This is a genomic window from Zobellia galactanivorans (assembly GCF_000973105.1).
Classification (GTDB): Bacteria; Bacteroidota; Bacteroidia; order Flavobacteriales; family Flavobacteriaceae; genus Zobellia; species Zobellia galactanivorans.
In genome coordinates this window covers 1,405,826-1,431,317 of sequence record NC_015844.1, presented here as the reverse complement: position 1 = coordinate 1,431,317, position 25,492 = coordinate 1,405,826, and the positions used below count along the sequence as shown (strand labels likewise).

22 protein-coding genes are annotated in these 25,492 nt (G+C 43.2%); 10 read left to right on the top strand and 12 right to left on the bottom strand.

The genetic code is table 11. The features are described from left to right. Nucleotides 1–62: 62 nt before the first annotated feature. From ZOBGAL_RS05655 to ZOBGAL_RS05625, 7 genes are all read left to right on the top strand, one after another. Nucleotides 63–791: a type III pantothenate kinase gene (locus ZOBGAL_RS05655; protein WP_046287788.1), complete on the top strand. Its 729-nt coding sequence runs from the start codon at nucleotides 63–65 to the stop codon at nucleotides 789–791. Next, on the top strand, nucleotides 791–2,077 hold the full coding sequence (locus ZOBGAL_RS05650; protein WP_013992564.1) for a membrane protein: 1,287 nt from the start codon (nucleotides 791–793) through the stop codon (nucleotides 2,075–2,077). The genes ZOBGAL_RS05655 and ZOBGAL_RS05650 overlap by 1 nt, the downstream gene beginning before the upstream one ends. Before the next feature lie 241 nt (nucleotides 2,078–2,318). Beyond that, nucleotides 2,319–3,692, top strand: a complete 1,374-nt coding sequence (locus ZOBGAL_RS05645) for a tetratricopeptide repeat protein (RefSeq protein ID WP_013992563.1) — start codon at nucleotides 2,319–2,321, stop codon at nucleotides 3,690–3,692. A gap of 4 nt (nucleotides 3,693–3,696) precedes the next feature. Continuing rightward, nucleotides 3,697–4,305: an LPS export ABC transporter periplasmic protein LptC gene (gene lptC, locus ZOBGAL_RS05640; protein WP_013992562.1), complete on the top strand. Its 609-nt coding sequence runs from the start codon at nucleotides 3,697–3,699 to the stop codon at nucleotides 4,303–4,305. After that, entirely contained in the window at nucleotides 4,298–4,501 is a 204-nt protein-coding gene (locus ZOBGAL_RS05635; RefSeq protein ID WP_013992561.1) for a hypothetical protein, read from the top strand. Before lptC ends, ZOBGAL_RS05635 begins: the two co-directional genes overlap by 8 nt. A 2-nt stretch (nucleotides 4,502–4,503) precedes the next feature. Beyond that, the gene (locus ZOBGAL_RS05630) at nucleotides 4,504–5,793 is read left to right on the top strand and encodes a hemolysin family protein (RefSeq protein WP_013992560.1); all 1,290 of its coding nucleotides are present in this window, start codon (nucleotides 4,504–4,506) and stop codon (nucleotides 5,791–5,793) included. A 69-nt stretch (nucleotides 5,794–5,862) separates the two neighbouring features. Then, nucleotides 5,863–7,980: a peptidylprolyl isomerase gene (locus tag ZOBGAL_RS05625; RefSeq protein WP_013992559.1), complete on the top strand. Its 2,118-nt coding sequence runs from the start codon at nucleotides 5,863–5,865 to the stop codon at nucleotides 7,978–7,980. Nucleotides 7,981–8,040: 60 nt separating this feature from the next. Here ZOBGAL_RS05625 and ZOBGAL_RS05620 read toward each other — a convergent pair whose 3' ends face one another. Continuing rightward, a complete protein-coding gene (locus tag ZOBGAL_RS05620) occupies nucleotides 8,041–8,955 on the bottom strand; it encodes a GYDIA family GHMP kinase (RefSeq protein ID WP_013992558.1) in 915 nt (304 codons plus the stop codon). Continuing rightward, nucleotides 8,952–10,316 carry a hydroxymethylglutaryl-CoA reductase, degradative gene (locus ZOBGAL_RS05615; RefSeq protein WP_262507933.1) on the bottom strand — a complete coding sequence of 455 codons (1,365 nt, stop codon included), beginning with the start codon at nucleotides 10,314–10,316 and terminating at the stop codon, nucleotides 8,952–8,954. The genes ZOBGAL_RS05620 and ZOBGAL_RS05615 overlap by 4 nt, the downstream gene beginning before the upstream one ends. 111 nt (nucleotides 10,317–10,427) lie before the next feature. Here ZOBGAL_RS05615 and ZOBGAL_RS05610 point away from each other — a divergent pair, with 111 nt between their 5' ends. Beyond that, nucleotides 10,428–12,608 (top strand): S9 family peptidase, encoded by a 2,181-nt coding sequence (locus ZOBGAL_RS05610; protein ID WP_013992556.1) that lies wholly within the window; start codon nucleotides 10,428–10,430, stop codon nucleotides 12,606–12,608. A gap of 127 nt (nucleotides 12,609–12,735) precedes the next feature. After that, nucleotides 12,736–14,106: a peptide MFS transporter gene (locus tag ZOBGAL_RS05605; protein ID WP_013992555.1), complete on the top strand. Its 1,371-nt coding sequence runs from the start codon at nucleotides 12,736–12,738 to the stop codon at nucleotides 14,104–14,106. A gap of 21 nt (nucleotides 14,107–14,127) precedes the next feature. Here the strand turns inward: ZOBGAL_RS05605 and ZOBGAL_RS05600 are convergent, their stop codons facing one another. From ZOBGAL_RS05600 to surE, 5 genes are all read right to left on the bottom strand, one after another. Further along, complete coding sequence (locus ZOBGAL_RS05600; RefSeq protein ID WP_013992554.1) at nucleotides 14,128–16,146, bottom strand: ComEC/Rec2 family competence protein; 2,019 nt, start codon at nucleotides 16,144–16,146, stop codon at nucleotides 14,128–14,130. Nucleotides 16,147–16,156: 10 nt separating this feature from the next. Continuing rightward, nucleotides 16,157–16,711, bottom strand: coding sequence for a C40 family peptidase (locus ZOBGAL_RS05595; RefSeq protein WP_046287786.1), 555 nt, complete (start codon nucleotides 16,709–16,711; stop codon nucleotides 16,157–16,159). Between the two features lie 46 nt (nucleotides 16,712–16,757). Then, a complete protein-coding gene (gene lpxB, locus ZOBGAL_RS05590; protein WP_013992552.1) occupies nucleotides 16,758–17,870 on the bottom strand; it encodes a lipid-A-disaccharide synthase in 1,113 nt (370 codons plus the stop codon). A gap of 92 nt (nucleotides 17,871–17,962) precedes the next feature. Beyond that, entirely contained in the window at nucleotides 17,963–18,247 is a 285-nt protein-coding gene (locus tag ZOBGAL_RS05585; protein ID WP_013992551.1) for a hypothetical protein, read from the bottom strand. Between the two features lie 64 nt (nucleotides 18,248–18,311). After that, a complete protein-coding gene (gene surE / locus ZOBGAL_RS05580; protein ID WP_013992550.1) occupies nucleotides 18,312–19,091 on the bottom strand; it encodes a 5'/3'-nucleotidase SurE in 780 nt (259 codons plus the stop codon). A gap of 199 nt (nucleotides 19,092–19,290) precedes the next feature. On the opposite strand from surE, the gene ZOBGAL_RS05575 reads away from it, so the two are divergent. Next, the gene (locus ZOBGAL_RS05575) at nucleotides 19,291–21,414 is read left to right on the top strand and encodes a carboxy terminal-processing peptidase (RefSeq protein ID WP_013992549.1); all 2,124 of its coding nucleotides are present in this window, start codon (nucleotides 19,291–19,293) and stop codon (nucleotides 21,412–21,414) included. 140 nt (nucleotides 21,415–21,554) lie between these two features. On the opposite strand, the gene ZOBGAL_RS05570 is transcribed toward ZOBGAL_RS05575, so the two are convergent. From ZOBGAL_RS05570 to msrB, 5 genes are all read right to left on the bottom strand, one after another. After that, the gene (locus ZOBGAL_RS05570) at nucleotides 21,555–22,895 is read right to left on the bottom strand and encodes a polysaccharide lyase family 7 protein (RefSeq protein WP_013992548.1); all 1,341 of its coding nucleotides are present in this window, start codon (nucleotides 22,893–22,895) and stop codon (nucleotides 21,555–21,557) included. 332 nt (nucleotides 22,896–23,227) lie between these two features. Continuing rightward, on the bottom strand, nucleotides 23,228–23,725 hold the full coding sequence (locus ZOBGAL_RS05565; RefSeq protein WP_046287785.1) for a peptide-methionine (S)-S-oxide reductase: 498 nt from the start codon (nucleotides 23,723–23,725) through the stop codon (nucleotides 23,228–23,230). A gap of 116 nt (nucleotides 23,726–23,841) precedes the next feature. Further along, nucleotides 23,842–24,255, bottom strand: a complete 414-nt coding sequence (locus ZOBGAL_RS22620) for a DoxX family protein (protein WP_013992546.1) — start codon at nucleotides 24,253–24,255, stop codon at nucleotides 23,842–23,844. A 106-nt stretch (nucleotides 24,256–24,361) separates the two neighbouring features. Continuing rightward, nucleotides 24,362–24,919 (bottom strand): peptide-methionine (S)-S-oxide reductase MsrA, encoded by a 558-nt coding sequence (gene msrA, locus ZOBGAL_RS05555; protein ID WP_013992545.1) that lies wholly within the window; start codon nucleotides 24,917–24,919, stop codon nucleotides 24,362–24,364. After that, nucleotides 24,916–25,374: a peptide-methionine (R)-S-oxide reductase MsrB gene (msrB, locus tag ZOBGAL_RS05550; RefSeq protein ID WP_013992544.1), complete on the bottom strand. Its 459-nt coding sequence runs from the start codon at nucleotides 25,372–25,374 to the stop codon at nucleotides 24,916–24,918. Before msrB ends, msrA begins: the two co-directional genes overlap by 4 nt. Nucleotides 25,375–25,492: the final 118 nt, after the last annotated feature.

The following is a 25,492-nucleotide window of genomic DNA, read 5'->3' as shown; positions in this document are numbered from 1 at the left end:
ATATGCAAACAAATTTCGAAAAAAAGATGTTTGTTAGGCTGCATTTTTTGATCTTTGTATCTATGAACCTAGTAATCGATGCCGGTAATACTTGTGTGAAACTCGCCGTGTTCGAGGGAGATACCCTCGTTTTCAGGCAGAATTCAGAGGTGGGTGATGTAGCCAGGGAAATAAAGGAGATTTGTGACCACTATCCGAGAATTAAACATGGAATAATCGCTTCGGTTGGAAATTTAGACCGAAAAGTGATGGCTGTTTTGACGGTTTTCTGCGAGGTACACGAATTGACGCCCATGAGTAAGTTGCCTTTTAAGAACTCATATGCTACGCCTCAGACTTTGGGGGTAGACCGTATTGCCTTGGCCACGGCGGCATTTTACCGTTACCCGAAAAAAAATGTATTGATCATTGATGCGGGAACCTGTGTTACCTACGATATGGTCAATGACTATGGTGAGTATTTGGGCGGGGCTATTTCGCCGGGACTACATATGCGATATAAGGCCTTGCACGACCAAACTTCAAAATTACCCTTGTTACAACCCAAAGAATTTTTAGATTATATTGGAAATTCTACCGAAACCAGTATCCACAGTGGTGTGGTGAACGGTATTTGCCAGGAAATTGACGGTGTAATCGACCAATATGGATCCCGTTTTGCAGATTTAACAGTTATTTTAACAGGCGGTGATGCGCTATTTTTGTCTAAACGGTTAAAAAATACCATATTTGCGGACTCCAAATTTCTCCTTGTAGGATTAAATTATCTGTTGGAATACAACAAACGCTAATGATCAAAAAAATAGGTTTTGCCATAATTTGCCTTTTAGTAACAGGCACATACGCTCAAGATGGTTCGGTTTCCCCATATTCATATTTTGGTTTAGGAGAGTTAAGAAGCGGTTCCACCGTAGAAAACCAAATGATGGGAGGGATAGCTATGTATGCCGATAGTATACATGTCAACCTTCAAAACCCCGCCGCATATAGCCAGTTGGGCGTGCAGATGCGGGAAGATTTTGGTATAACGACCTATACTGCGGGTATCTCGTATAAGCAATCGCGATTGAAGAGCTTTACCGAAGAGCAGAGTAGTGCTGTATCTAATTTGGATTACCTGGCATTGGGGCTCAGTTTGAAAAAAGGCCTTGGCCTTGGTTTTGGTATTCGGCCCTATTCCTCGGTCGGATATAATTTTCAAGATCAAATCGGTGCCGAGGGGTCTCGTGAGATCAATCAGTATTCAGGTGATGGTGGCCTCAACAAGGTATACGTGTCTATGGGCTACGAGTTTGCTAAAAACTTTAGTGCAGGGGTTACGGTAAACTATAACTTTGGTAGGATTGAAACCTTAAAGGTTCAAAGTACCGAAAATGTTCTCCTTGGGTCTAAAGACGAAAGGGTTTCGAAAATAGGTGGTATAGACCTTAACTATGCCTTGAGCTATACGCCTGCGATAGGCGAAAATCATAGGTTGCATACCTCCGTACGGGTCAATACCCAGGCCAATCTTTCGTCCAGAAATACGCAAAGAATCGGATCTTTTATCGGTTCGCCCGATTTGGAACGCTTTGTAAATGACGTTGATTTGTATGCCCAGGGCTTAAAGGAAACAGAAGTAACCATTCCTACGATCACCACCTTGGGTGTAGGTTATGGAAAAGATATGCAATGGTTTTTAGGGGTTGAATACAGTTTTCAAAAGCTTGGGAATTTCTCTAATGAGTTCTTGGAATTGGACAATTTAATCTATAAAGACGCGAGTACACTGGCCTTGGGAGGTTTTTATACCCCCGAGCGAAACTCTTTTGGAAGCTATCTCAAGAGGGTAACCTATAGGGCGGGGGTACGCCTTGAGAAGACCGGAATGTACGTTAATGATAAAGACATAAATAACTTTGGCATAACTTTTGGACTAGGCCTACCACTGGGAAACAATCTCTCAAATTTGAATCTTGGTTTTGAGCTTGGTAAAAAAGGAACCACCTCGGCCGATTTAATTGAAGAGAGCTATTTTAAAGTTAATGTAGGATTGTCTCTTAGTGATCAGTGGTTTCAAAAAAGAAAGATTTATTAAACGTTGTGGGATATTGAATATTTGCTAGAATTTACCTTGGTAGATAGCGAATTTTTCAATTAACGTAAAAATAAACTGTTGTGCAGGAGATTTCTAATTCTTACCGTAGATGTCTTGGTAAAAAATTAGTACATTACCCCTCCAAAAAATTGGAACACTAAATAAGCCATAACAATTCTGGGCACTAACCGAAATTTTGATTGGCAATTTGTAATTTCAAAAAACAAGTAAAAATTAAAAAATGAAAACGAAACTTTACTTCACGGCGATTATGCTTTTAGGGTTTATGGGAGTAAGTAATGCCCAAGCTCAAAATCAAGAATGTATGACCAACTTATCTATATATGTTGAGCATGCTAAAGTGAAAAATTATGAGGCGGCATATACACCTTGGAAAATGGTTTATGACAACTGTCCTGATATCAATAGGGCTAACTTTATTTATGGCGAAAAAATATTGGCCGATAAAATAGAAAAATCTTCCGGGGCCGAAAAAGACGGCTATGTGAAAGATATGTTGGCTTTGTACGATAATAGCGCTAAGTATTTTCCTAAAAAATACTCGCCAGCAACAGTTGCTATAGACAAGGCTTTGTTTTTGTACGATAATAAGATGGCTTCCGATAGCGAATTGTACGATATGTTAGGTGGGGCTTTCGAAAACGATGCCAAAAACTTCAAGAACCCCAAGGCTCTTTATCTTTACTTTTCTAGTTTGGTAGACTTGCATAAGGCGGGAAAGAAAGATTTGCAAGAGGTTTTTGATGTATACGATAACGTAAACGATAAAATTGAGGAAGAGAACAAAAAGCTTACCGATGTAATTACCAAGTTGCTTCCTAAAGATTCGACCGGAACCATTACATCAAAGGAGAAAAGAACTTTGAAAATCGCTACGACCAACTCTACCTCTTATGGTAAGATTGCCGGTAGTGTAGATTCTAAGCTTGGGGCCTTGGCCGATTGTGACAACCTTATTCCTTTGTACGAAAAGAGTTTCGAAGAGAAGAAGGGTGATGTAAACTGGGTAAAGAGAGCTGTGGGTAGAATGTTCAACAAAGAATGTACTGACGATCCATTGTTCCAGAAATTGTTCGAAGCTCAGTTGGCCTTAGATCCTTCGGCAAGTGCCTACGTTTACGGTGGTACCTTGAAAATGAAGAATGGCGATTCAAAAGGGGCCTTGGCCGATTTTGATAAGGCAATGAGCTTGGAGACCGATAACTATAAAAAATCAAATATCGCTTATAAGGTTGCGGTTATCAACAAAAGAAAAGGTAGTAAGTCTACCGCTAGGAAATATGCCCAAATGGCCATTAACGCCAATAAAGCGAATGGTAAGGCGTATTTGTTGATTGCCAACCTATATGCTTCTAGTGCCAATGATTGTGGTAGTAGTGCTTTTGAAAAGCGTGCTATTTACTGGAAAGCTGCAGATATGGCCCGTCAGGCCGGACGAGTGGATCCATCCATTAGCTCTAGTGCCAATCAGGCTGCCCAAAGCTACGCTGCCAAGGCGCCTTCAAAAACAGACATATTCAACTCGGGTATGGCAGGTAAGACTGTTAGCTTCAACTGTTGGGTTGGGGGTAGTGTAAAAGTACCGAACTTATAGAGAGATGATTTCATCTTACGGATATAATCTTAAAAGTATTGCCATGGTTTGTACCATGGCAATACTTTTTTTTTCTTGTCAGGACAACTATAAAAGGTCTGGGGAAGAAAAGGTGCCTTTGGTATACCCCATGGGTATAGCCGAGAATTTTACGGCTACCTATACCGAGGCAAGGGAGATGCTAGAGAGTGAAGACTCTACTTCTACTAGGGTCATAGCGGTATTGACCAGTCCGCTAAACGAAGATTATAACAATCTTAAGTTTCCCCATCGCATCTTTCCAAAGGGGCTATTGGTCAATTATTATAATGAAGAAGGGCAGAAGAGCATTATTAAGGCCGATTACGGCATTATTTATTCTGCTACAAATGTGATAGATTTACAGGGAAATGTGGTTATAGAAAGCCATGATGGTAAAAAGCTTGAGACCCCTCAGTTGTATTGGGATCAAGATGACAACTGGATTTTTACACAAGAAAAGTTTAAGTTTACCAATCCGGAAGACGGTACTATTATGGACGGTGAAGGCATGGATTTTAATCGGGATCTAAGTTTTTTTATTGCCCATAAGACCTATGGTTTAATGACTATTAAAGAAGAGTCTGATGATTAAAATTTTAAAGTATACCGAATATTTGTACTTGGCGGTAGCCTTTTTTTCGCTTTACAGGATATTTACGGATTGGAATACAAACCGTGAAGGCACCTATCTTTTTATCTTTTTTGCCTTAGTTTCTATTGGTATGTTTTTGTTCAGAAGAAACTATCGGAAGAAATTTGAACAGCGCAAGCAAGATAACCAACAGTAATTTTGGAGGCTTCCATTTTTATTATCGTTTTATCGCTGATATTTTCGGCCTTCTTTTCGGGCATGGAAATTGCATTTATTTCCGCCAACAAAATTCATATTGAAATAGAAAAAAAGCAAGAGGGCTTTTTGGCTAAAGTGCTCACGCGTTTGACCAAAAAACCATCGAAATTTATTGCCACCATGCTTATCGGCAATAATATCGCCTTGGTCATATACGGACTGTTCATGGGCGATTTGCTTATGCTTTGGTTTAAGGGCATGGTGCCTTCGGGCAGTGAGTTCCTCAATCTCTTGTTGGGCGACTTTAGTTTGGTCACCCAAACGGTGATATCTACCTTGGTCATTCTTTTTACCGCGGAGTTTCTTCCTAAGGTGCTCTTTCAGATCTATGCCAATAAGTTGTTGAAATTTTTGGCCATACCGGCCTATTTTTTCTATGTGGTATTCTCGGTAATCTCCGAATTTGTAATTTGGATTTCCGATGCTATACTCAAGGCTTTTTTCAAGACAGATGGCGATGAAGTCCAGTTGGCCTTTAGTAAGATTGAACTTGGTGATTATATTACCGAACAGATGGAAACCGTTGAGGAGGAAGATGAAGTGGATTCGGAGATTCAGATCTTTCAGAACGCCCTTGAGTTTGCCGCTGTCAAGGCGCGTGAGGTTATGGTGCCCAGAACCGAGATAATGGCCGTAGAGCTTCATGAGACCCCTAAGAACCTTGCCAAGCTCTTTACCGATACCGGATATTCGAAAATCTTGGTCTATAAAGATACCATCGATAATATCATCGGCTATGTGCATTCCTATGAACTCTTTAAAAAACCAAAGACCATAAAGAGCATTTTGTTACCGGTGGAATTTGTGCCCGAAACCATGCTTATACAAGATATTTTGAACGTTTTGACCAAAAAACGCAAGAGTATAGCTGTCGTTTTGGATGAATACGGAGGTACCTCGGGTATTGTAACCGTTGAAGATATTGTTGAGGAACTTTTTGGGGAAATAGAAGACGAACACGATACTACCGATCTTATTGAGGAGCAACTCGAGGATGGAAGTTATAAATTTTCGGCCCGGCTTGAGGTCGATTACATTAACGAGGTGTATCGGTTGGAACTTCCAAAAAGTGAAGAGTATGAGACACTTGGTGGTTTGATCGTCAATGAGACCGGGGAAATACCCGAAAAAGATTCTGAAATACGGGTCGAAAATTTTTTATTTAAAATAATTGAGGTTTCAAATACTAAAATCGATTTGGTATCCATGCAAATCGTTGAAAAAGAATAGTTTTTCAATTCTTTTATAATTTGATGGAAAATGGTAATTTCGCAAACTGATTTAAAAAAATCCTAATTAATGGCAATTTTAGAAAACATACGAAAACGGACAACCGTTCTAATACTGATTATTGGCTTGGCCCTTTTCGCATTTGTAATTTCCGGGGTGTTTACCAATGGAGATGTTAGCGGGGGAAAAGTAGGCTCTAGTATAGCTGAAATCAATGGAGAGGAAATTTCAATTGACGCATTCCGTCAAAAAGTGGATGTCGCTTCCCGAAGGTCGGCGAATCCTTCTACCATGCAAACAGTGAACCAAGTTTACGAACAAGAGGTTCGCAATGCCATTTTAGGGCAACAGTTCGAAGAGTTGGGCGTTGATATCGAGCAAGATCAAATCTTGAATTATATCGGTACCATTCCTTCTTATTCACAGAGCCCTCAATTTCAAAACGAGAGCGGTGTGTTCGACCAGAACAAGTTCAGGAACTTTATTGCGGAACTTAAGACAAACAATCCCGAACAATACAATTTGTGGTTGCAAGATGAGCAGGCCATTATTCAGAGCGCCAAACAACAAACATATTTTAACCTTATCAGGGCAGGGATAGGGGCAACCTTGAAAGAAGGGGAGTTCGATTATAAGTTGGCCAACGATAAGATGGATATCAAATATGTCCGTATTCCGTTTACTAGCATTGCCGATAGTACCATCGCGGTGTCAAAAAGTGAAATCCAATCGTATATCAACGAACATAAGAAAGATTTTAGGCAAGAGCCCGCTAGGGATATTCAGTTTGTCTATTTTCAGGAAAAGCCTTCTGTCGAAGACGAGAATGCGGTAAAAGAGGAAATAGCCAAGTTGATCGAAGATGCCGTAGAATACAATGAGCAGACCGATAAGACCGATACCATTGCCGGTTTTAGGACTACCAATGATATAGCCGCTTTCTTAGACCGTAATTCCGATATCAAATTCGATACGATCTATAAATCGAAAAGGGAATTGCCCGCCAAATTTGCCGATACCTTGATGAGTTTAAAGGTTGGCGATCTTTATGGTCCGTATAGGGATGGCGATTACTTCAAGGTTTCCAGAATGGTGGGAAGAAAACCTAATGGGTCGGTAAAGGCCAGCCACATTCTTATTACATACGAAGGGGCGGATCGTGCCAATCCTGATATTACCCGTACCAAAGAGGAAGCTGAGGCTGAAGCCAAGCGTTTGCTTGCGGAAGCCCGAAAGAAAGATGCCAAATTTGTTGAGTTGGCCCGCGATAACTCTGATGGTCCTTCAGCGCCCAACGGTGGCGATCTTGGATATTTCCAAGAAGGAAGAATGGTGCCTGAGTTTAATGATTTCGCCTTTCAGAACAGCGTAGGAACCATTGGTATGGTAGAAACCAGCTTTGGTTTTCACGTGATAAAAATCGACGATAAGCAAGATATTGTTCAGATAGCTACCTTGGCCCGTGAAATCGAGCCATCTGAAGAAACGACCAGCAAATTGTTTACCGATGCTACCAAATTTGAAATGAATTCAATAGAGTCCGATAAGGCTTTTGGTGATTTGGCAAAGGAAAACAAATACGTTGTTCGCCCAGTGAACAAGGTCAAGGCTACCGATGAAAACTTGCCAGGTCTTGGTGAGCAAAGAAGTATCGTACAATGGGCCTTTAATGAAGAAACCCAAATTGGTGATATCAAGCGTTTTGATTTGGTAGGTGGATACGCCGTGGTGCAATTGACCAAGACATACGACGAAGGTTTGATGTCGGTAGAGGATGCATCGGCAATCGTACTGCCTAAAATCAGAAAAGAAAGAAAAGCCGAGCAAATTATCGCCGCTAATAAAGGCAAGTCTATCGATGATTTGGCCAAGGACAACAATGTGAGCGTTTCAACGGCTACCGCTTTGACCGTAAAGTCACCGACTATTCCAGGTGCAGGTTCGGAACCGGCAGTTGTAGGTACCGCCTTTGCCATGAAAGAAGGAACTACTTCAGGTTTGATAGAGGGCAATACCGGGGTTTATATGTTGACCGTGACCAAAAGGACCGAAGCGCCTAAATTGGACAACTATAGTACATATGCGAATGCTGTAAAGTCTTCTCGTGAAGCTAGGGTAAGTACAGCGGTTTATCAAGCCTTGAAAGATGCTGCCGAAGTTGAGGATAACCGAGCGGTTTTCTATTAAGAAAATACGCTTATCGATATAATAAAAAAGGCCTTTCTCAAGAAAGGCCTTTTTTTTGTATTACAAAACCATTTGGGCGTAAGTCAAGGTCGTAGGATATCCTTTTTTCTTGAAGTATTCGGGAGTGTTTTGGTTTCCCGATACGAGAACAAAGTCACCGCCCCATGCCCCTAAGCTTTTTACGGTTCCGGGATAGTCGCGAAAAAGTTGTTGTTTGATCGTTGGTGTCTGAAGTGTTCGTGATAATAGGGCTTCATGGCGCTCCATAAGGGTCTCAAAAGTGGCTAAGTCTTCGCACTTCAATACTTCTTGGGTGAGTCGTGTCACGCTCTCGGTCAGCCTAAGGGAGTCGAATTCCATCTTTCGGTATTGGGAGATCCCCTCGCGGCTGTTCTGTTTTTTATCCAAATGCACGAAAAAAAGGCGGTCGGTAAATTTCGGATTGAATTCAACGGGCTTCACCGTAGCTTTTTTTTCTTTTACTTGGTAGAGGATCGGACTGTTGTTTTGGGCACAGGCAATGTCATATCCACTTCCTGAAAAAGCATTCCACAACAGTTGAAAGGCATCCACTTTGGCCCATTGGGCTATGTTGTTGATTAGGGTAGACGAAGAACCGAGTCCCCAATCCCTTGGGAAATCCAGTCGGGTCTCTACTTTAAACCCTTGGCTTCCTGAAAGAAAATCAGGGTTCAGTTGATTTGCTTCCTGCAAAAGCCCGATCAATACCCCATCTACCGATTCGTCAGATGGTCTGTTTTTAGGGTTCATTACTTTGTCGATGTCCAAGGTGGTTTTGAACCAAGGGTTTCCCTTTTCATCGAGACTCTTCCATGAAAGTTCACGGGTGGTGTTCGGACTGATTTTTAGGCTCTGTCCGAATTTTGTGGGCACGGCCAGTCCCCATGCGCCGTCAAGTATGGCATATTCGCCGGTTAAAAGCAGTTTTCCGTTACTGTAGAACTCTTTTGTCATTTGGTGCTCCTCAGCTTTTCAAAGGCCTCTACTACTGCATTGTGTGTGGCCGAGTGTTTTTTAAAATGGTGGGTCAAGGTTTTCTTTTCATCTTCTGTGGCCCCTAGCTGGTTCAAGATGTTCAATAGGTGCATTTTCATATGGCCTTCTTGAATACCGGTGGTGACCAAAGAGCGTACTGCCGCAAAATTTTGCGCTAGGCCCGCAACGGCCACGATCTGCATCAACTCTTGGGCCGATGGTTTTCCTAATATTTCCATGGCCAATTTTACCAATGGGTGAAGGCTTGTGAGTCCGCCAATGGTACCGAGTGCCAGGGGCAGTTCGATCCAGAATTTGAAGGTTCCGTTTTCGATGGCGGCATGGGTAAGGCTTGTGTATGGTCCGTCTTTTGAGGCGTAGGCGTGTATGCCCGCTTCAACGGCCCTAAAATCGTTGCCTGTGGCAAGAACAACGGCATCTATACCGTTCATAATACCCTTGTTGTGGGTCACGGCCCTATGGGGTTCTACCTTGGCAATATTGACGGCCTGCACCATTTTTTCGGCAAATTGCCGTGACGATTCGCTGCTTCCGCCTTTCAATTCGTCTACCGGGCAGCTTACTTCCGCACGTACCAAACAATCGGGGACATAGTTCGATAAGATGCTCATCACAATTTCAATCGCTTTTTCTTCCTCCGAAAAAAGAGGGAAGGATTGGGCTTCGGCCTTCAAGGTCTTGGCAAACTGCTCTAGGCAAGAATTGATGAAGTTGGCCCCCATGGCATCGAGGGTCTCAAAGGTGCAGTGCAACTGATAATAGTGGTCGAGGGCTTCGGTTTTGTCACGTAGCTCGATCTTGTTGATGCCGCCGCCCCTTTTTTCCATGTTCTTGGTAATGGCCGAAGCATCGGAAAGAAGCTTTGGGCGTACCTGCTCAAAGAAAGCGGTAAGCCGCTCCTTATTGCCGTGGTACATAAAGTGTACCTGTCCAATTTTCTCCGTTCCTAGAACCTGGGTTTTAAACCCGCCCTTGTCGAGCCAGAATTTGGCCGCCTTGCTAGCTGCCGCTACAACCGAACTTTCTTCTATGGCCATCGGAATGGCGTAAAGCTTGTTGTTGATCAGAAAATTGGGGGCGATACCAAGGGGAAGGTAGTAGTTGGTAATGGTGTTTTCTATAAATTCGTCGTGCAATTGCTGAACGTCCTCGGCAACATTCCAGTACCTTTTAAGCAGTGCTTTTGCCGCTTCCGGGTCTGTTGTGTAATGGGTCGTTAGCCAATCTATTTTTTGCTCTTTCGTCAGTTTTGAGAATCCCTCTATGGGCTGGGTCATAGCTTTTGGTTTCGGTCGGTAAAGATAATGATAATGGTTTATACCTGAGATTGAGATTAAGCACGATAAAACAAGGGATTTTTATGATTTAAAGTTTAAATCTTTGTAAAATTATCACTAAACTTGGGCGATTTAATCTTTTTATAACATTCTATGCAGAAATTAGTTTTAAGCGTCTCTTTTGTCTTCGCCTTTTTGGCGTTTTCATATGCTCAAGAGAAACAAGTTATTACAGTAGAGGCAGTATATGGTGGGGAATTTTCTATTGAAAGGCTTGATGTCCTTAGGTCAATGAAAAATGGGAAGCAATACACCATTTTGAACAGAGGGGCGAATGGGGCTACCACCATTGACAAGTTTGATTATGCCAGTCAGAAAAAAGTGGAGACCATCGTCAGTTCGGCGGATTTGTCGGGAATAGATGGTTTTAGCTCGTACCAGTTTAGTGATGACGAATCACAAGTGCTCTTGGCTACGGAACTAGAGTCCATTTTTAGACGCTCTACCCTTGGTGTTTTTTATGTATATGACCTAAAGTCAAAAAAGTTGACCAAGGTTTCAGATACCAAGATACAAGAGCCTAAGCTATCGCCTGACGGAACAAAAGTGGCCTATGTGAGCAAGAACAACCTGTATTTGTTCGATTTGCTTTCGGGAAATACAAAGCAACTCACAACGGACGGGGAGAAGAACAAGATTATTAACGGGGTTACCGATTGGGTCTATGAAGAGGAGTTTGCCTTTGTCCGTGCTTTTGATTGGAATACCGATGGAAGCAAAATAGCCTTCTTGCGTTTCGATGAAAGCGAGGTGCCCGAGTTTTCCATGGATGTATTTGGAACCGACCTGTACCCAAGCCAAGAAACGTTCAAATACCCTAAGGCCGGTGAGGCCAATGCCAAGGTGAGTTTGCATTTGTACGATGTGAAGTCCGGAAGCACGGCAGCGGTAGATTTAAACGACCCCTATTACATTCCGCGTATCAAGTGGATGAACAACCCGAACTATCTTAGCGTCCAGACCCTGAACCGTCATCAGAACGATTTGAAGCTTTATTCGGTAAACGCAAAGAACAATACGGCTTCGGTCTTGCTCGAAGAAAAAGACAAGGCCTATGTCGATATCACCGATAACCTTACTTTTTTGGCGGACGATAGCTTTATCTGGACCAGTGAGAAAGACGGATATAACCATATTTACCTTCATGATCAAGACGGGCGTCTTGTAAATCAGATAACCAAAGGCCCGTGGGAGGTCACCCGATACTATGGGTATGACCAAAAGGAAGACAAGGTATATTATCAATCTACCGAGAACGGTTCTATCAATAGGGGCGTCTACAGTATTGAAAGTAATGGAAAGAAGAAAAAGGCCTTGGCTGTCGAAGCTGGTACGAACTCGGCCGACTTCAGTGCTGATTTCACTTATTTTATCCATACCTATTCCAATGCCAAAACCCCGCCTGTATATACCTTGCGAAAAGCACTTAGCGGTAAGGAGGTGAAGGAAATAAAGAACAATGAGGCCTTAATGACAAAATTGAAGGCTTATGAACTTAGTGAGAAAGAGTTTTCCACCATAAACATCAATGGTAACGAGTTGAATATGTATATGGTGAAACCAAAAGATTTCGACCCTTCTAAAAAATACCCCTTATTGATGTACCAGTACAGTGGCCCAGGGTCGCAGAGCGTTTCCAACAGTTGGTTGGATGCCCGTGATCTATGGCACCAACAATTGGCTTCCCAAGGTTATGTGGTGGCCTGTGTAGATGGTAGGGGAACAGGCTTTAAGGGGGCCGACTTTAAAAAATCGACCTACCTAAACTTGGTGAAGTATGAAACGGAAGACCAAATCGCAGCCGCTAGGGAGCTGAGTAAATTGCCTTATATAGATGAAGACAGAACCGGAATTTGGGGCTGGAGCTTTGGGGGACACATGGCTACGAACTGTATTCTGAAAGGAAACGATGTCTTTGAAACGGCCATAGCCGTAGCGCCCGTTACTACTTGGCGTTTTTACGATACCATTTATACGGAGCGCTTTTTGCGTACGCCTGCGGAAAATCCGGCAGGTTACGATGAAAACTCCCCGTTGAACTATCCTGAAATGTTAAAAGGTGATTTTTTGTTGGTTCACGGATCGGGTGATGATAACGTACATGTGCAGAATTCAATGCGTATGATAGAAGCCCTGGTACAGGCCAACAAACAGTTTGACTGGGCCATTTATCCCGATAAAAACCACGGAATTTACGGAGGGAATACCCGAGTACATCTTTTTAATAAAATGACAAACTTTTTGGGCGAGCACCTTTTGCACCCCAAAAAATAAACGACCAAAGCAACAAAGATTAGTGAAGGAAGTTCTTTCGACAAGAAGGAGGACCCGAAAAAAAGAGTATTTTAATCGACTTTTAAGCTAATCTCGATAGAAATCAATTTAACAAATAACAAATTTTATGGCATTAGTAGAAAAGGCACCGCATGAAAAAGAGCTGTTCGGGCATCCGGTAGGTTTATACATCCTGTTTTTCACTGAAATGTGGGAACGGTTTTCGTATTATGGAATGCGGGCTATTTTGGTTTTGTATCTGGTAACGAAGACCTCTGAGGTAAATCCTGGTTTGGGTTGGACCAATAATGAGGCTTTGGCGCTTTACGGTTGGTACACCATGTTGGTTTATGTGGCCTCTATACCAGGCGGAATTATTGCGGATAGGATCCTTGGGCAAAAGAAGGCCGTAATTCTAGGGGCGATTCTTCTTGTTATTGGCCATAGTATTTTGGCTATTGAGGAAATGTGGGCGTTTTACACGGGTCTGGGATTCATTATTTCAGGTGTTGGTATGCTAAAGCCTAATATTTCCACTATGGTAGGAGGCTTGTACAAAAAGGATGATATAAGAAGGGATAAGGGATTTACCATTTTTTATATCGGTATCAATATCGGGGCATTTCTTTCTAGTTTAATAGTGGGATATGTAGGCGAGGTCTATGGCTGGCACTACGGTTTTGGACTGGCGGGAATTTGTATGTTCTTTGGCTTGGTTCAATTCGTTCTTGGTCAAAAATACCTCTACGGCGTTGGTGACTATTTAGGGAAATCGAAAAATGTAGAGGATCGCGAGTCCTTGAAAAGGCCCTTGACCAAAATTGAAAAGGATAGGGTTGTCGTTTTGATCATATCTTTCTTAATGGTAATCGTATTTTTTGGCGCCTTCGAGCAGGCAGGGGGCTTAATGAACCTGTATGCCAAGGATTATACGGATAGAATGTTGTTCGGATGGGAAGTTCCGGCTTCATGGTTTCAGGCCGCTAATTCCTTTTTTATTATTACCCTCGGAACTGCGGTTGCCGGCTATTGGGCCAAACGAAAGTTGAAGGGCAAACATGCTTCCTCGCTATTTAAAATGATAATGGGTCTTATTATCATGGGTACGGGATTTTTGTTTATGACAGCGGCAACGGCACAATATCAAAGTACGGGATCATCAGCTATGTACTGGTTGGTTTTGGCCTATTTGTTCCATACCGTTGGCGAATTGAGCTTGTCGCCGGTATCGCTTTCATTCGTGACCAAATTGGCTCCGGCAAAATATGCTTCCTTAATGATGGGACTATACTTTGCAACTACGGGCTTTGGAAATAAATTGGCAGGTATTTTAGGGGAGTCCGCATCTCAATTTGGAGAATATAAGGTGTTTACGGGTATTGCTATTTTCTGTATCCTATTCGGTGCTTTGGTATGGTTGTTTTTGAGCAAACTAAAAGCTTTGACACATGGGGCGGAAGATAACGAAAGGAAAATGACAAGTGCCGATGCTTCATAGGTAATTGAGACACGGGTAATGTCAATCGAAATAATAGGCTCCCTTTTCGCCAGTAGCGTGAAAAGGGAGTTTTCTTTTTAGGCAGGTCTGCTTCCACCGGTCGATATAGCTTTTGTAGTTGCTGCCATCGGCAATAATACACCGCGGCTCCAATTTGGCGATGACCCTTTCAAGATTGAGTTTGGGCGATTGGGTAAGGATAAGGTAATCGACCTGCCTATTGTTTCCGGGATAGACGGCAAGACTGTCGATGACCAAAAGCTTTTTATCCTTCCATACATAGCTGTTCTTGAGGTTGGGGTAGGAGATGTCGGAAATTCGCTCAGCAACGCTGTAATCGCGGATAATTGTGCCTAGGCGGGCTGTGTCCCTGCTTATGCCCTGCAGTTCTTTTCCCATTTGGTGAATGAGGGCGGTGTTCTTGGTTTGATGGACCAGAAGCAGTACATTTTTTTCTGAAGCTTCGTAATGGCAATATAGAAGCCACAACTGAAATGTTATGACCGTCATGGCAAGGGCAAGCACCTTTTTGAAATTTGGACGGCCGATCAGTAAGGCGAGGCAAAAAAGACCGGCATAGGCCAGTGCCATTTGAACCCCGTCGAATGGGATGTTCTTGAAAACAAAGGCTTCTTGTTGTGCTACCCAGGCAATGATGGAGTTCATCCACCCGATCAGGGTGTCGTAAGAGCTGATCAGTAGGTTAGGATAGACGTCTGCCAAGGCCAATAGAATGATCAAGATACCGATTCCCAATAGGGCGCCCAGTGCAGGAACGATCAGCAGGTTGCTTATGAAGAACAAAGCCGGAAATTGATGGAAATAGAATAGGCTTATCGGGAGAACGCCCAACTGTGCGGCTATACTTACCGATAGTAGCTCCCAGGCCTTGCGAACGACCAGGTTTTTGGGGAGCCACAACTTCTGTATCCGTGGATAGAACCAAACGATGGCGAGCACTGCCGTATAGCTCATTTGAAAACCTACCTGAAAGAGCAGGTTCGGGTCAATGGCCAATAGAATGAAGAACATGGATAGGGCCAAAATGTTGAACGTATTGTTCGGTCGGTTGAGATACATGCTATAGGCCAAGAAGGAAAACATGGTCACCGCCCTTACGACCGAGGCCGATAGGCCCGAAAGAAAGGCAAAGCCCCATAGTAAAATCACGGTCATGGCCAGTTTTACGCTTTTGCCCTTAGGAAGCCGCTCAATGGGGCGTAAAAGAAACTGTAGCAATAGCAACAAAATACCAATGTGTAGTCCTGAAACCGCTAGAATATGAACGGCGCCCGCGTTTTTGTAATCTGTGTAGGTTTCTTCGGAAATATCGTTGCGTTGCCCAAGGAGCAAGGCTTGGATAATGCTTAGTTCGTCTTTGCCAAAACGGGCTTTCCGTAGTTGGGAGATGATGTGGTTACGTGTCTTTGCGGCTAGACCGTATAGGCTTGAAGAGGTCTTTTCAAGGGAGATAAATGCTTTGGGCGCCATCTGTATTTGATGGGATATGCCCAGTCCGTTTAGGTATGCTTTGTAATTGAACTGATGCGGATTCAAAGCCTCCCTTGTTTTTGTAATGCTTCCGTACCATACCAATTCGTCATCGACTTGAAATTTTTGAAGAGTGGAATCAGGAGTAAGGTTGAGCAATACCTTACCAGTGGCCCTTTGTTGGTCGAGCCCTCGGATTTCGCCAATATATCTATCGGAAAAGGACGTGGGCTTCAATACCCTTGAAATCTTGATGTGCCAAGTGTGGTTTCCCTTAAAATCGTGGTTGAGATAGTGGTTTGCCTGGTTTTCAGGGTGAGCCAGTGACGTGGCGAAAATACCGGTGGATAGTGTGGTCAAAACAGCTAGATAGCCAAATAGATGCGATTCGTTCCATTTATCATTGAAACGTAGTATGCCTAAAGCCACGAGAAGGGCTAGACAAGTTGCCATAGGGTAAGGAACGGGAAGCTGAAGATAATTGCCCACTATAATACCCAAAATCAAAACCAGTGTCAGTTTAATGGGTATGAAGCGAAGCAACTTCATCGTTTAGAGACTATAGAATTCGATTGGCTTTTATGAATGCACTGCTCCAATAACCTTCCCTGAGGGAGGAAACGATTACGCCCCTAGACGTCGAGGCATGTACAAATTTGATATCGTTGTTCTTTACCGAAACCACCATGCCCACGTGGTTAATACGCTTGCTCCGCTTACTGGTCTTAAAAAAGAGGAGGTCTCCCTTCTCAATATTGCCCTTACGTATGGTCTTGCCTTCTTCGGCCATGTGATAAGAGGTACGGGGCAGTTTTATGTCGTTTTCGCCAAAAGCCACGTAAAGCAGGCCAGAGCAGTCCATTCCTTTTTTTGTGGTACCGCCATATTTGTAACGGACACCTGAAAATTTAAGGGCCGTGTCGATAATGTCATCGGCTTTCGAGCGCTTGGACGCAGCAGTTTTTTTAACGGGCCTAGATTCTCTTTTAGGGGCTTCCGTGGTTTTGGCCGCTACGGTTATTTTGCGCGGCTCCCTTTGGGCGGCTTTCTTTTTTGAGCTGCCACAACTGGCAAGCAAACAGATGAATAGAATGAAGAAAATTTTACGAAGCATGAACACAAATCCTTTTCTTGATGGGGTACCAAGGGTATACCCAAATTTAAACATTTTCTATTATACGGGTAGCGGCATTCTCACTTGCGCCTTTGCCGCCCAGTTTTTTTTCAAGCTCATCATAGGCTTGAATTTGTGCCGTACGGGCCGGCCCTTTAAGTATTTTGTTCAGTTCGGTTTGGATATTCTTGGTGGTCAAATCGTTTTGGATCAGCTCTTTTACGACCTCTTTGCCCATGATCAGGTTTACGAGCGAAATGTATTCAAGGGTAATGATACGTTTGGCAATCTGATAGGAGAGCCAGTTGGCCCGATAGCAAACCACTTGGGGGACTTTGAAAATCGCGGTTTCCAAGGTGGCGGTTCCGCTGGTGACCAAGGCGGCATAGGCTATGCTCAAAAGGTCGTAGGTTTTATTGGCCACAAAACTTACGTTCGGGTTTTTGAGAAAGGGCTGGTAAAAATCGCGGTCGAGACTGGGCGCCCCGGCAATTACGAATTGATAGTCGGAAAAATCCTTGATGACCGATAACATTAAGGTCAGCATCTTTTGAACCTCTTGTTTCCGGCTTCCGGGCAATAGGGCGATAATCTGTTTATCGGGATCTAAATTGTTTTCCTTTCGGAAATTTTGCTCGTTAACGGGGCTCCGGTCGCTAATGGCATCTATAAGTGGATGTCCCACAAAGTTCACCGGATAGCCGTGCTTCTTTTCATAGAAATCTTTTTCAAACGGAAGAATAACGTGCATGGCGTCAATATCCCGTTTGATGTCTTTGATACGTCCTTCCCTAGAGGCCCAGATTTGAGGGGAAATATAGTAATTGGTCTTAAAGCCCAGTGCTTTCGCCCACTTGGCTATGCGAAGGTTAAAACCCGAATAGTCGATAAAGACAATGATGTCGGGCTGAAATTCCTGGATGTCGGCCTTACAGAATTTAATGGCTTTTGCGATGGTACCTAAGTTCATCAGCACCTCTAAAAACCCCATAAAGGCCATTTCCTTGTAATGTCGCACCAAAGTGCCTCCGGCTTGTTGCATAAGGTCGCCTCCCCAAAACCGGATGTCCGCGTTCGGGTCTTTGGCCTTAAGGGCCTTCATCAGATTCGACCCGTGAAGATCGCCCGACGCCTCGCCTGCAATTATATAGTACTTCATTACAAATTGAATACAGTTAATACCTGCCCTGTAAAAGAGAGAACTCGGTTAAGGTAAAATTCGTATACCCTGGCCCGAGTAATTTTTATCGTTTAAAAAACTTTATAGTAAAGAATGGCCAGTGCCGTTAGGATCGTGGCGATAAGAACACCCTTGGCCCTGTTGTCACGCCTAATGCGAAGAAAACCAAAAAAAGCGATAAGGTTTAAAATAGCGCCCAAGGCCAAAAGGCTGCCAATGTGGCCTTGTTGTATTGCTGCCTCAAAAGTTTCGGCTATACCGAAATCTGAAAACAGTAGAATGTAGAGCAAGGTGCCGATGGTATTAGCTATAATTCCTACCAAAAAACCTATGGCAAGTTCTTTTTTAACGTTCATGCTTGTTTAGTTTAGTCGATTCTTTTCGGTGGTGCAAAGGTATACTTCTTTAACGTTCTTTTGGTTATTGGTCAAAATGCCAGCCGTTCAGTTGCTGGATGACATGGTGGGCCGTAAGGTCGAATTGGGTGGGCACTACCGATACATAGTTGTGCGCCAAGGCCCATTCGTCGGTATCTTCCCCTTTGTCGAGCAATTCAAATTCACCGGTCAACCAGTAGTAATCCTTGCCTCCGGGACTTTTGCGTTTATCGAATTTTTCTTTCCAGTTTGCACGGGCCTGCCTGCAGATTTTTATTCCTTTGATATCCTCCTTCTTCGCTTTCGGGATGTTTACATTTAAAACCACACCTTTAGGAATGCCGTTGGCCAAAGATTCACTCACGATTTTTTTGATGATATCGCCGGCAGGTTCAAAGTCGGCATGCCATGAATAGTCGCAGAGCGAAAAGCCTATGGCGGGAATACCTTCGATTCCGGCCTCTATGGCAGCACTCATGGTTCCTGAGTAGATTACGTTAATAGATGAGTTGGATCCGTGGTTTATGCCACTGACACAGATGTCGGGTTTGCGGTCGAGCAATTCTTGAAGTGCCATTTTCACACAATCCGCAGGGGTGCCGCTACAGCTGTATTCTTCTCGGGCGCCATGCTCCTTGTCGACCACAATTTTTGCCGAAAATAGGGTGTTGTCTATGGTTATGGCGTGTCCTTGGCCCGATTGGGGGCCGTCGGGAGCTACCACCACTACGTCGCCCAGTTCTTTCATGTAACGAATTAAGGCCCGTATTCCCGGAGCGGTAATGCCGTCGTCGTTCGTTACTAAAATCAAAGGTTTTTTCATGCGGAATACTTTATAGCGCAAAAATACGTTTTACAGAACATATCGGCCTAAGTTCGTTTAACAAAAAATTAGTGCCTTTGCTCAAAGGGTGGCATGGTTTTTTCAGTATCTTAGGGAATTCATTACTTTTAAGTGTGAAAAGTACAATCTTCACCCTCTACCAGGGTTGGTTATTAAAAATAAAACGAAAATAGAATATATGAAAAGGAATCTTGCCTATTCACTTTTGGTAATGCTCATATCCGTTGCCTCATGTAGCTTTACCAATAAGTCTTTTGAGAATGACGATAAAGACAAATTGCTTTTAGATCTTATTACCTATGTCTTGGAAAAAGGGCACTACGAACCTAAGAACATCGATGACGATTTTTCGGTCAGTGTATTTGAGGATTTTATAGATGTTCTTGACCCTACCAAAAGATATTTTTTGGAGGAAGACATCAAGGAGTTTGAGCAATACAAATTTCAACTTGACGACCAGATCAAGAGTACCGATATCTCTTTTTTCAATTTGGTCTATGGAAGGTTAAGGCAACGCATGACCGAGGCGGAAGCTTTGTACAAGGAAGTATTGGAGAAACCTTTTGACTATTCAAAAAATGAGAGCATCAATATCGATTACGAGAAGATGACCTTTGCCAGTTCAAAAAAGGAACTAAGGGAGCGTTGGAGGCAACAATTAAAGTACGCCACCTTGGGAACATACGATTCTAAGATGAAACTGGTAGGCGAAAAGCCGGAAGATGGCGGAAAGCCATTGACACAAAAGGAAGCTGAAAAGTCCGCTAGGGAATCTACCAAGAAAACCTTGGACGAGTTTTTTGATTTTGTCAACGACCTACAACGTAAAGATTGGTTCGTACAATACATCAATACCATTGTTGATGAGTTCGATCCGCATACCTACTATTTTGCTCCCGATGAAAAGGATAAGTTCGATACCAGTATGTCGGGTAAGTTTGAAGGTATAGGCGCACGATTGCAAAAAAAGCCCGAAGGGGCCAAGATTGTCGACATTATCTCTGGAGGACCTGTCTGGCGTGATGCACGTTTGGAAGTCGGAGACCAAATCATAAAAGTGGGTCAAGAAGGTGAAGAGCCTATCAATATTGTAGGTATGCGTTTAGACGATGCCATTAAATTGATCAAGGGGCCTAAAGGTACCGTGGTTGAATTAACAGTACGTAAAATAGACGGTTCATTGGAAACCGTACAACTTACCAGGGATGTGGTAGAGCTTGAAGAGTCTTTTGCCAAGTCGGCGAATATTATCAAGGACGACCGTAAGTACGGAATCATCGATTTGCCCAAGTTCTATGTAGATTTTGACGATTATACCGAGAGAAACGCGGCTACCGATGTGGCCAAAGAAGTTGAGCGCTTGAAACAAGAAGGGGCAGAAGGACTTATTCTTGATTTGAGGGACAATGGTGGCGGATCTCTAAAGACCGTAGTTGAAATGGCCGGACTCTTTATTAAAGACGGTCCGATCGTTCAGGTAAGGTCTTCGGGCAAGGGCAAGGATGTTTATGATGACAAAGACGAACGTATTCAATGGGATGGACCTTTGGTTATCTTGGTGAACGAACTTTCGGCTTCAGCCTCTGAAATTTTGGCCGCAGCCATGCAAGATTATAAAAGGGCCATTGTTATAGGAAGCAAGCAGACCTTTGGAAAAGGTACCGTACAGAACGTCATTCCACTTGATAACATCGTACGCAGTAATGAGCATGGCGATTTAGGGGCCATAAAAATCACGACCCAAAAATTCTACCGTATCAACGGAGGCTCTACTCAGCTCGAAGGGGTAAAGAGTGATGTGGTGGTTCCGGACAAATATAGCTATATCGACCTAGGGGAAAGGGATCAAGCGAATCCATTGAAATGGGATAAGATCTCACCGGCCGATTATAAGCCATGGGATGGTTATATCGATTACGAGAAGACCATTGCCAATAGTACCAAAAGAATGGCCAACAACCCACAGATCAAGTTGATCGAAGAAAATGCGAAATGGTTGAAGTTGGAAAGTGATGAAACCGAAATTTCTTTGAACTACGATGCGTACAGAGAAGAAGAAAAGGAACACAAGAAAAAGTCCGATTACTTTAAGGCGATAAGCGAATACGATTCTAAATTGGCTTTCGAGTCATTGAAGTATGAAGAGCAATTGTTTACAAAAGATTCGGTCTTGCGTGAAAAGCGTGACAGATGGCACAAGGCCTTGGCTAAAGATGTGTATGTTGAGGAAGCCGTGAATGTTTTGGAGGACTTACAAAAGAATAATATAGAGCACGGTAAATTGGCCGCTGTAAAAGGATAATAAGAAGAGTTTATATTGAAAAGCCCTGATGTCAGTACATCAGGGCTTTTTTTATTTAAGGGTAGGCCGCCCATCGTAAAAAAATAGAGGTAGTAGCTTTGGGGCTACTACCTCTCGCAAACAAAGGGGGTTAAAGCTTCTTAATTGTGGGTTACGCTTAGGTTTTTGATACGAACCAAACCGTAGGATCCCGTATAACTTGCGCCTTTAACGGATTGCAAGTAGTTACCGACTTTAAAATAGTTTTCAGATAGATCGTCAACTTCCATTTTCTTTCTGAATACGCTAGAGCCGTTCATAAAGAGTTCTACGTAACCTCCGGAATATACCAGTTTACAGTTGTAAGTGGTGTCAAGACTGTAGCCGCTGAAGGTTTGGCTGCCTCCTTGTTCTTCGGTAACATAGCCGCTGATCTTTAGTTTTACCGATCCCGATGATTGGTTTTCTTCACCAATGAACTGAACCCTTACTACATCATCGACTTCAACGCCGTCTGAATTTTTACTTGGCCCATGTATTTGACCAAAGCAGAGTACCCCGCCATCGCCGTCGGTATCTTGTGGGAGCTGGTTTACCTGTACGGTCCATTCCATGGTATGGGTGCCGCTATCGCCGGTCCAACTTGCCAAGTTGCCGTTGTCCATCTCACGTAGCTCTACCCTTGGGTTTTGTGAATTGGCCGAACCGCCCAAACCTCTGTAGCATTTAAAGTATACCCATTCGCCATCGGTATAGAAGTAATTGTCATCGGAATAGGTATTGTACGAAATGCCACTGGCATCGGTAATGTCATCGTAATAGGTGGCAGATGAGCCTGGACTTCCTATAAAACTGTTTATTTTCCAAGTGTTTGCCGTGATTCCTAGAACTGAGGCAGGTGAGTTTCCGCTAATGGGAAGGGTGGACGAACCACCGGAGCCCCATGCTTGGAATTTGGTAATGCTGTTCCATAAAACGGTGCTTCCACCGCTGTTAAGTACATAGCCCTTACCGACAATCCTAATATAACGGGCGGTAGAGTTGGGGAGGTCAATAGTTTCGTAATCTGAAGTAGAACCTGAACTGGTTTTCGATTTGATTTTCGTTAGGCTAGAAGTAGAATTACCTACCCAAACTTCATACTTGGTCTTTCTGCTGTCTCCTTTATAGAAAGCGATTTTCACGTAATCAATATTGGCCGAACTGCCAAGGTCGTATGTGATGGAAGCCCCATCACCATAACCTGACCAACGGGTAGACGTAGATCCGTCTAGGGTATTACTGGCTACATTCGGTGATTGTGAGGTGCTGGCCGAGACCGAAGAAATTCCAATGGCCGTTGAATTGGCGGAAAGTTTGGTAAGGACCGCTTCTTCCTCTGGGTCGACTGGTTCTTCCGAACAACTTCCTAGGCATAAGGCCAAGAAAAATACGGGAATAAGTTTCCACATAATGTCTCCGTTGACGACCGTGCGAAGCGTCGTAAATACATTTTTTTTCATAATAGTTCAATATTAAATTTAGGGTTATTGGTTATCCACTTTGGTTAACCAGTTGTGTAATGTTAGAAATTAATTTCATATTAACAAAATATTAGTAGGTAAATTCGATAAAAAGATAAAGTTTTGTCTGTTTGTTTTGTTGATTAATTTTGTAGGTAATTTCTTTGGAATCAATGTTTTGTAAGGGGGTATTCTTTTTTGGTTTCTTGTAAGAAAAGTGAAGGGGAGGGTGAGGAGTAGATACTGATATGCAGCAACACTTCTTTTAAGAATAGCGGAACGAGGGTATGTTTTTAGAAAAGGTAAATAGGAGTTTTTCGGTCTAAGTCCTTTTAGTCGATCGAGGTTACCAAGGTTCTAAACTGGCTTAAGAGCAATTGTAGTTTAGGGGCGATATACGCTTTACAAAATGGTTTTTCAGGGTTGCTGATGTAATAATTTTGAAAGCGGGCTTCTGAAGGTTTAAATGAAACAAAAGGTAGAACCTGGGTTATTAATGGGGCGCTAAAATCTTTTTGCAATAGTTTTAGAAGGCCGATGACATCACGGTGCTGTTGCTGCGAAAAGCTGTAGACTGCCGAGCGATACTTATCGCGCATACTATGGTACGAAGTGCTTTTATGGGTGTGGAGGTGAATTTCGACCAGGTCTTTTAGAGTAATGCTTTCTGGCTTGAAATGTACAATGATGGCTTCTGAGAAAGTGCTATGGCTTCCCGTTGATGCCACAAAGCCCTGCTCTACCTTGTCGACTCCCCTTAAGGATCGAAAAACGGCTTCCGTACACCAGTGGCAACCTCCGCCCAAAGCTATTTTTTCCATATAACACATTTGTATCGTTCCTGTTTTGTCGCTGTATGGGGCCAATACTTGCTAGGGGTTAAAATAAAAAGACCCACTGGGAAAGTAGGTCTTTAAATCGCGAATGTAAAGCTGTAGCGCCCAAATCATGCTACAGTTTCTAGCCTAGGTCGAGTTTGAATAGCGTTTATGGCCAATTTGTTTTGTTCGTTCAGTTTTCTGTTCTGTATGTAGGTTATATAAAGGGCTACGATACAGAAAACGGCAGCTGCGCCATTGCCATCCTTGACCAATAGGTGGGCAATGATTCCGAAAGTAAGGTTGAGGAAAAATCCGGCATAGGCCCATTCGCGGACCCAGCCACTTTTATTGAAAACAAGAACGGCCAGCCCCAATAATTGGGCGCTTCCTAAAACAAATATTAAGTAGGGTGGGTATCCTAATTCTTCAAATTTGAGAACTACGGCCTCGTAGTTGAAGAAAGAATTGGCTACGGCATAAATGATAGCCAAAGAAAAAAAGGAGAGGGCAATGCGGTAGTAAAGCTTTGTGGTTTTCATAGAAATGGGTTTTAAGAGAGTCTACCGAAGTTACTTTCTTAAAACCCAATTTCTTATGTGTGATAGCTCAATTGCAATTTACCGTAGATTAATGGCAAGAATCTGGTTACGAGCTCGTTTGCCCCTGTTTTAACTTGTCGGCGTGCATTTTTCTTAACTTGGCCAACTTTGGGGTTATTACGGCGCTACAGTAACCTTGAGAGGTATTGTTGCGGTAATAGTCTTGGTGATAATCCTCGGCGTCGTAAAACGTGGGAAGCGGGCTCAATTCGGTAACGATCGGGTCTTCAAAGTAAGACGATAGTTCCTGTATTACGGATTCGGTCACCGTTTTTTGGGTATCGTTGTGGTAGAAGATTACCGAACGGTATTGGGTGCCCACATCGCCGCCTTGTCGGTTGAGGGAGGTGGGGTCGTGGCTTGTCATAAATACGATCAATAGATCTTGATATGAGATGACCGAAGGGTCAAAACTGACCTGTACTACTTCGGCATGGCCTGTAAGGCCCGAACAGACCTCTTTGTAGGTAGGTTTTCCGGGTGCATTGCCCCCGGCATAGCCAGAAACGAGTTTTTCAACCCCTTTCAATTCTTGTAATACTGCTTCTATACACCAAAAACAGCCACCGCCTAGGGTAGCAATTTCTAAATTTTTCTCGCTCATTTTTTAACGCTTTCTTTTTGTAGTTGCATTGATTCCGAATTGACACAGTAGCGGAGGCCACTCGGTGGAGGGCCGTCTGGAAATACATGGCCCAAATGCGCATCGCAAGTATTGCACATGACTTCAACCCGTATCATACCAAAGGAAGAATCTTTTTCGTATTTGATGGCATTTTCCTTTATGGGTTGTGTAAAACTGGGCCAACCTGTGCCCGATTCAAATTTAATGGTGGAGTCGAACAAAGGCGTATCGCAACAGATGCAGTTGTATTTTCCGGCTTCGTGGGCACTACATAGGGCCCCGGAATGCGCACGTTCGGTTCCTTTTTGACGGGTAATCCTAAATTGTTCGGCCGTGAGAAGCTCACGCCATTCGGCCTCGGTCTTCTCGACCCTTCGGTCGGGCTCCGGATTTCCCTTTACACTAAAATTGATTACATCTTTCCATGTAAGCATAACGTTCCTTTCTATTTAAACTAATTCATTCTAAATTAGATAGTACAAAATAAATACATTGTACTATAGCAAATGTTCTTCTTCGTCGAAATTTTTAGCCCTTACTTACATTGGGGTA

What these genes read in the sequence shown, in the direction of transcription:
- ZOBGAL_RS05655 (WP_046287788.1), top strand. Translation starts at nt 63, where the DNA reads ATGAACCTAGTAATCGATGCCGGTAATACTTGTGTGAAACTCGCCGTG.
- ZOBGAL_RS05650 (WP_013992564.1), top strand. Translation starts at nt 791, where the DNA reads ATGATCAAAAAAATAGGTTTTGCCATAATTTGCCTTTTAGTAACAGGC.
- ZOBGAL_RS05645 (WP_013992563.1), top strand. Translation starts at nt 2,319, where the DNA reads ATGAAAACGAAACTTTACTTCACGGCGATTATGCTTTTAGGGTTTATG.
- lptC (WP_013992562.1), top strand. Translation starts at nt 3,697, where the DNA reads ATGATTTCATCTTACGGATATAATCTTAAAAGTATTGCCATGGTTTGT.
- ZOBGAL_RS05635 (WP_013992561.1), top strand. Translation starts at nt 4,298, where the DNA reads ATGATTAAAATTTTAAAGTATACCGAATATTTGTACTTGGCGGTAGCC.
- ZOBGAL_RS05625 (WP_013992559.1), top strand. Translation starts at nt 5,863, where the DNA reads ATGGCAATTTTAGAAAACATACGAAAACGGACAACCGTTCTAATACTG.
- ZOBGAL_RS05620 (WP_013992558.1), bottom strand. Translation starts at nt 8,955, where the DNA reads ATGACAAAAGAGTTCTACAGTAACGGAAAACTGCTTTTAACCGGCGAA.
- ZOBGAL_RS05610 (WP_013992556.1), top strand. Translation starts at nt 10,428, where the DNA reads ATGCAGAAATTAGTTTTAAGCGTCTCTTTTGTCTTCGCCTTTTTGGCG.
- ZOBGAL_RS05605 (WP_013992555.1), top strand. Translation starts at nt 12,736, where the DNA reads ATGGCATTAGTAGAAAAGGCACCGCATGAAAAAGAGCTGTTCGGGCAT.
- ZOBGAL_RS05600 (WP_013992554.1), bottom strand. Translation starts at nt 16,146, where the DNA reads ATGAAGTTGCTTCGCTTCATACCCATTAAACTGACACTGGTTTTGATT.
- ZOBGAL_RS05595 (WP_046287786.1), bottom strand. Translation starts at nt 16,711, where the DNA reads ATGCTTCGTAAAATTTTCTTCATTCTATTCATCTGTTTGCTTGCCAGT.
- lpxB (WP_013992552.1), bottom strand. Translation starts at nt 17,870, where the DNA reads ATGAAGTACTATATAATTGCAGGCGAGGCGTCGGGCGATCTTCACGGG.
- ZOBGAL_RS05585 (WP_013992551.1), bottom strand. Translation starts at nt 18,247, where the DNA reads ATGAACGTTAAAAAAGAACTTGCCATAGGTTTTTTGGTAGGAATTATA.
- surE (WP_013992550.1), bottom strand. Translation starts at nt 19,091, where the DNA reads ATGAAAAAACCTTTGATTTTAGTAACGAACGACGACGGCATTACCGCT.
- ZOBGAL_RS05575 (WP_013992549.1), top strand. Translation starts at nt 19,291, where the DNA reads ATGAAAAGGAATCTTGCCTATTCACTTTTGGTAATGCTCATATCCGTT.
- ZOBGAL_RS05570 (WP_013992548.1), bottom strand. Translation starts at nt 22,895, where the DNA reads ATGAAAAAAAATGTATTTACGACGCTTCGCACGGTCGTCAACGGAGAC.
- ZOBGAL_RS05565 (WP_046287785.1), bottom strand. Translation starts at nt 23,725, where the DNA reads ATGTGTTATATGGAAAAAATAGCTTTGGGCGGAGGTTGCCACTGGTGT.
- ZOBGAL_RS22620 (WP_013992546.1), bottom strand. Translation starts at nt 24,255, where the DNA reads ATGAAAACCACAAAGCTTTACTACCGCATTGCCCTCTCCTTTTTTTCT.
- msrA (WP_013992545.1), bottom strand. Translation starts at nt 24,919, where the DNA reads ATGAGCGAGAAAAATTTAGAAATTGCTACCCTAGGCGGTGGCTGTTTT.
- msrB (WP_013992544.1), bottom strand. Translation starts at nt 25,374, where the DNA reads ATGCTTACATGGAAAGATGTAATCAATTTTAGTGTAAAGGGAAATCCG.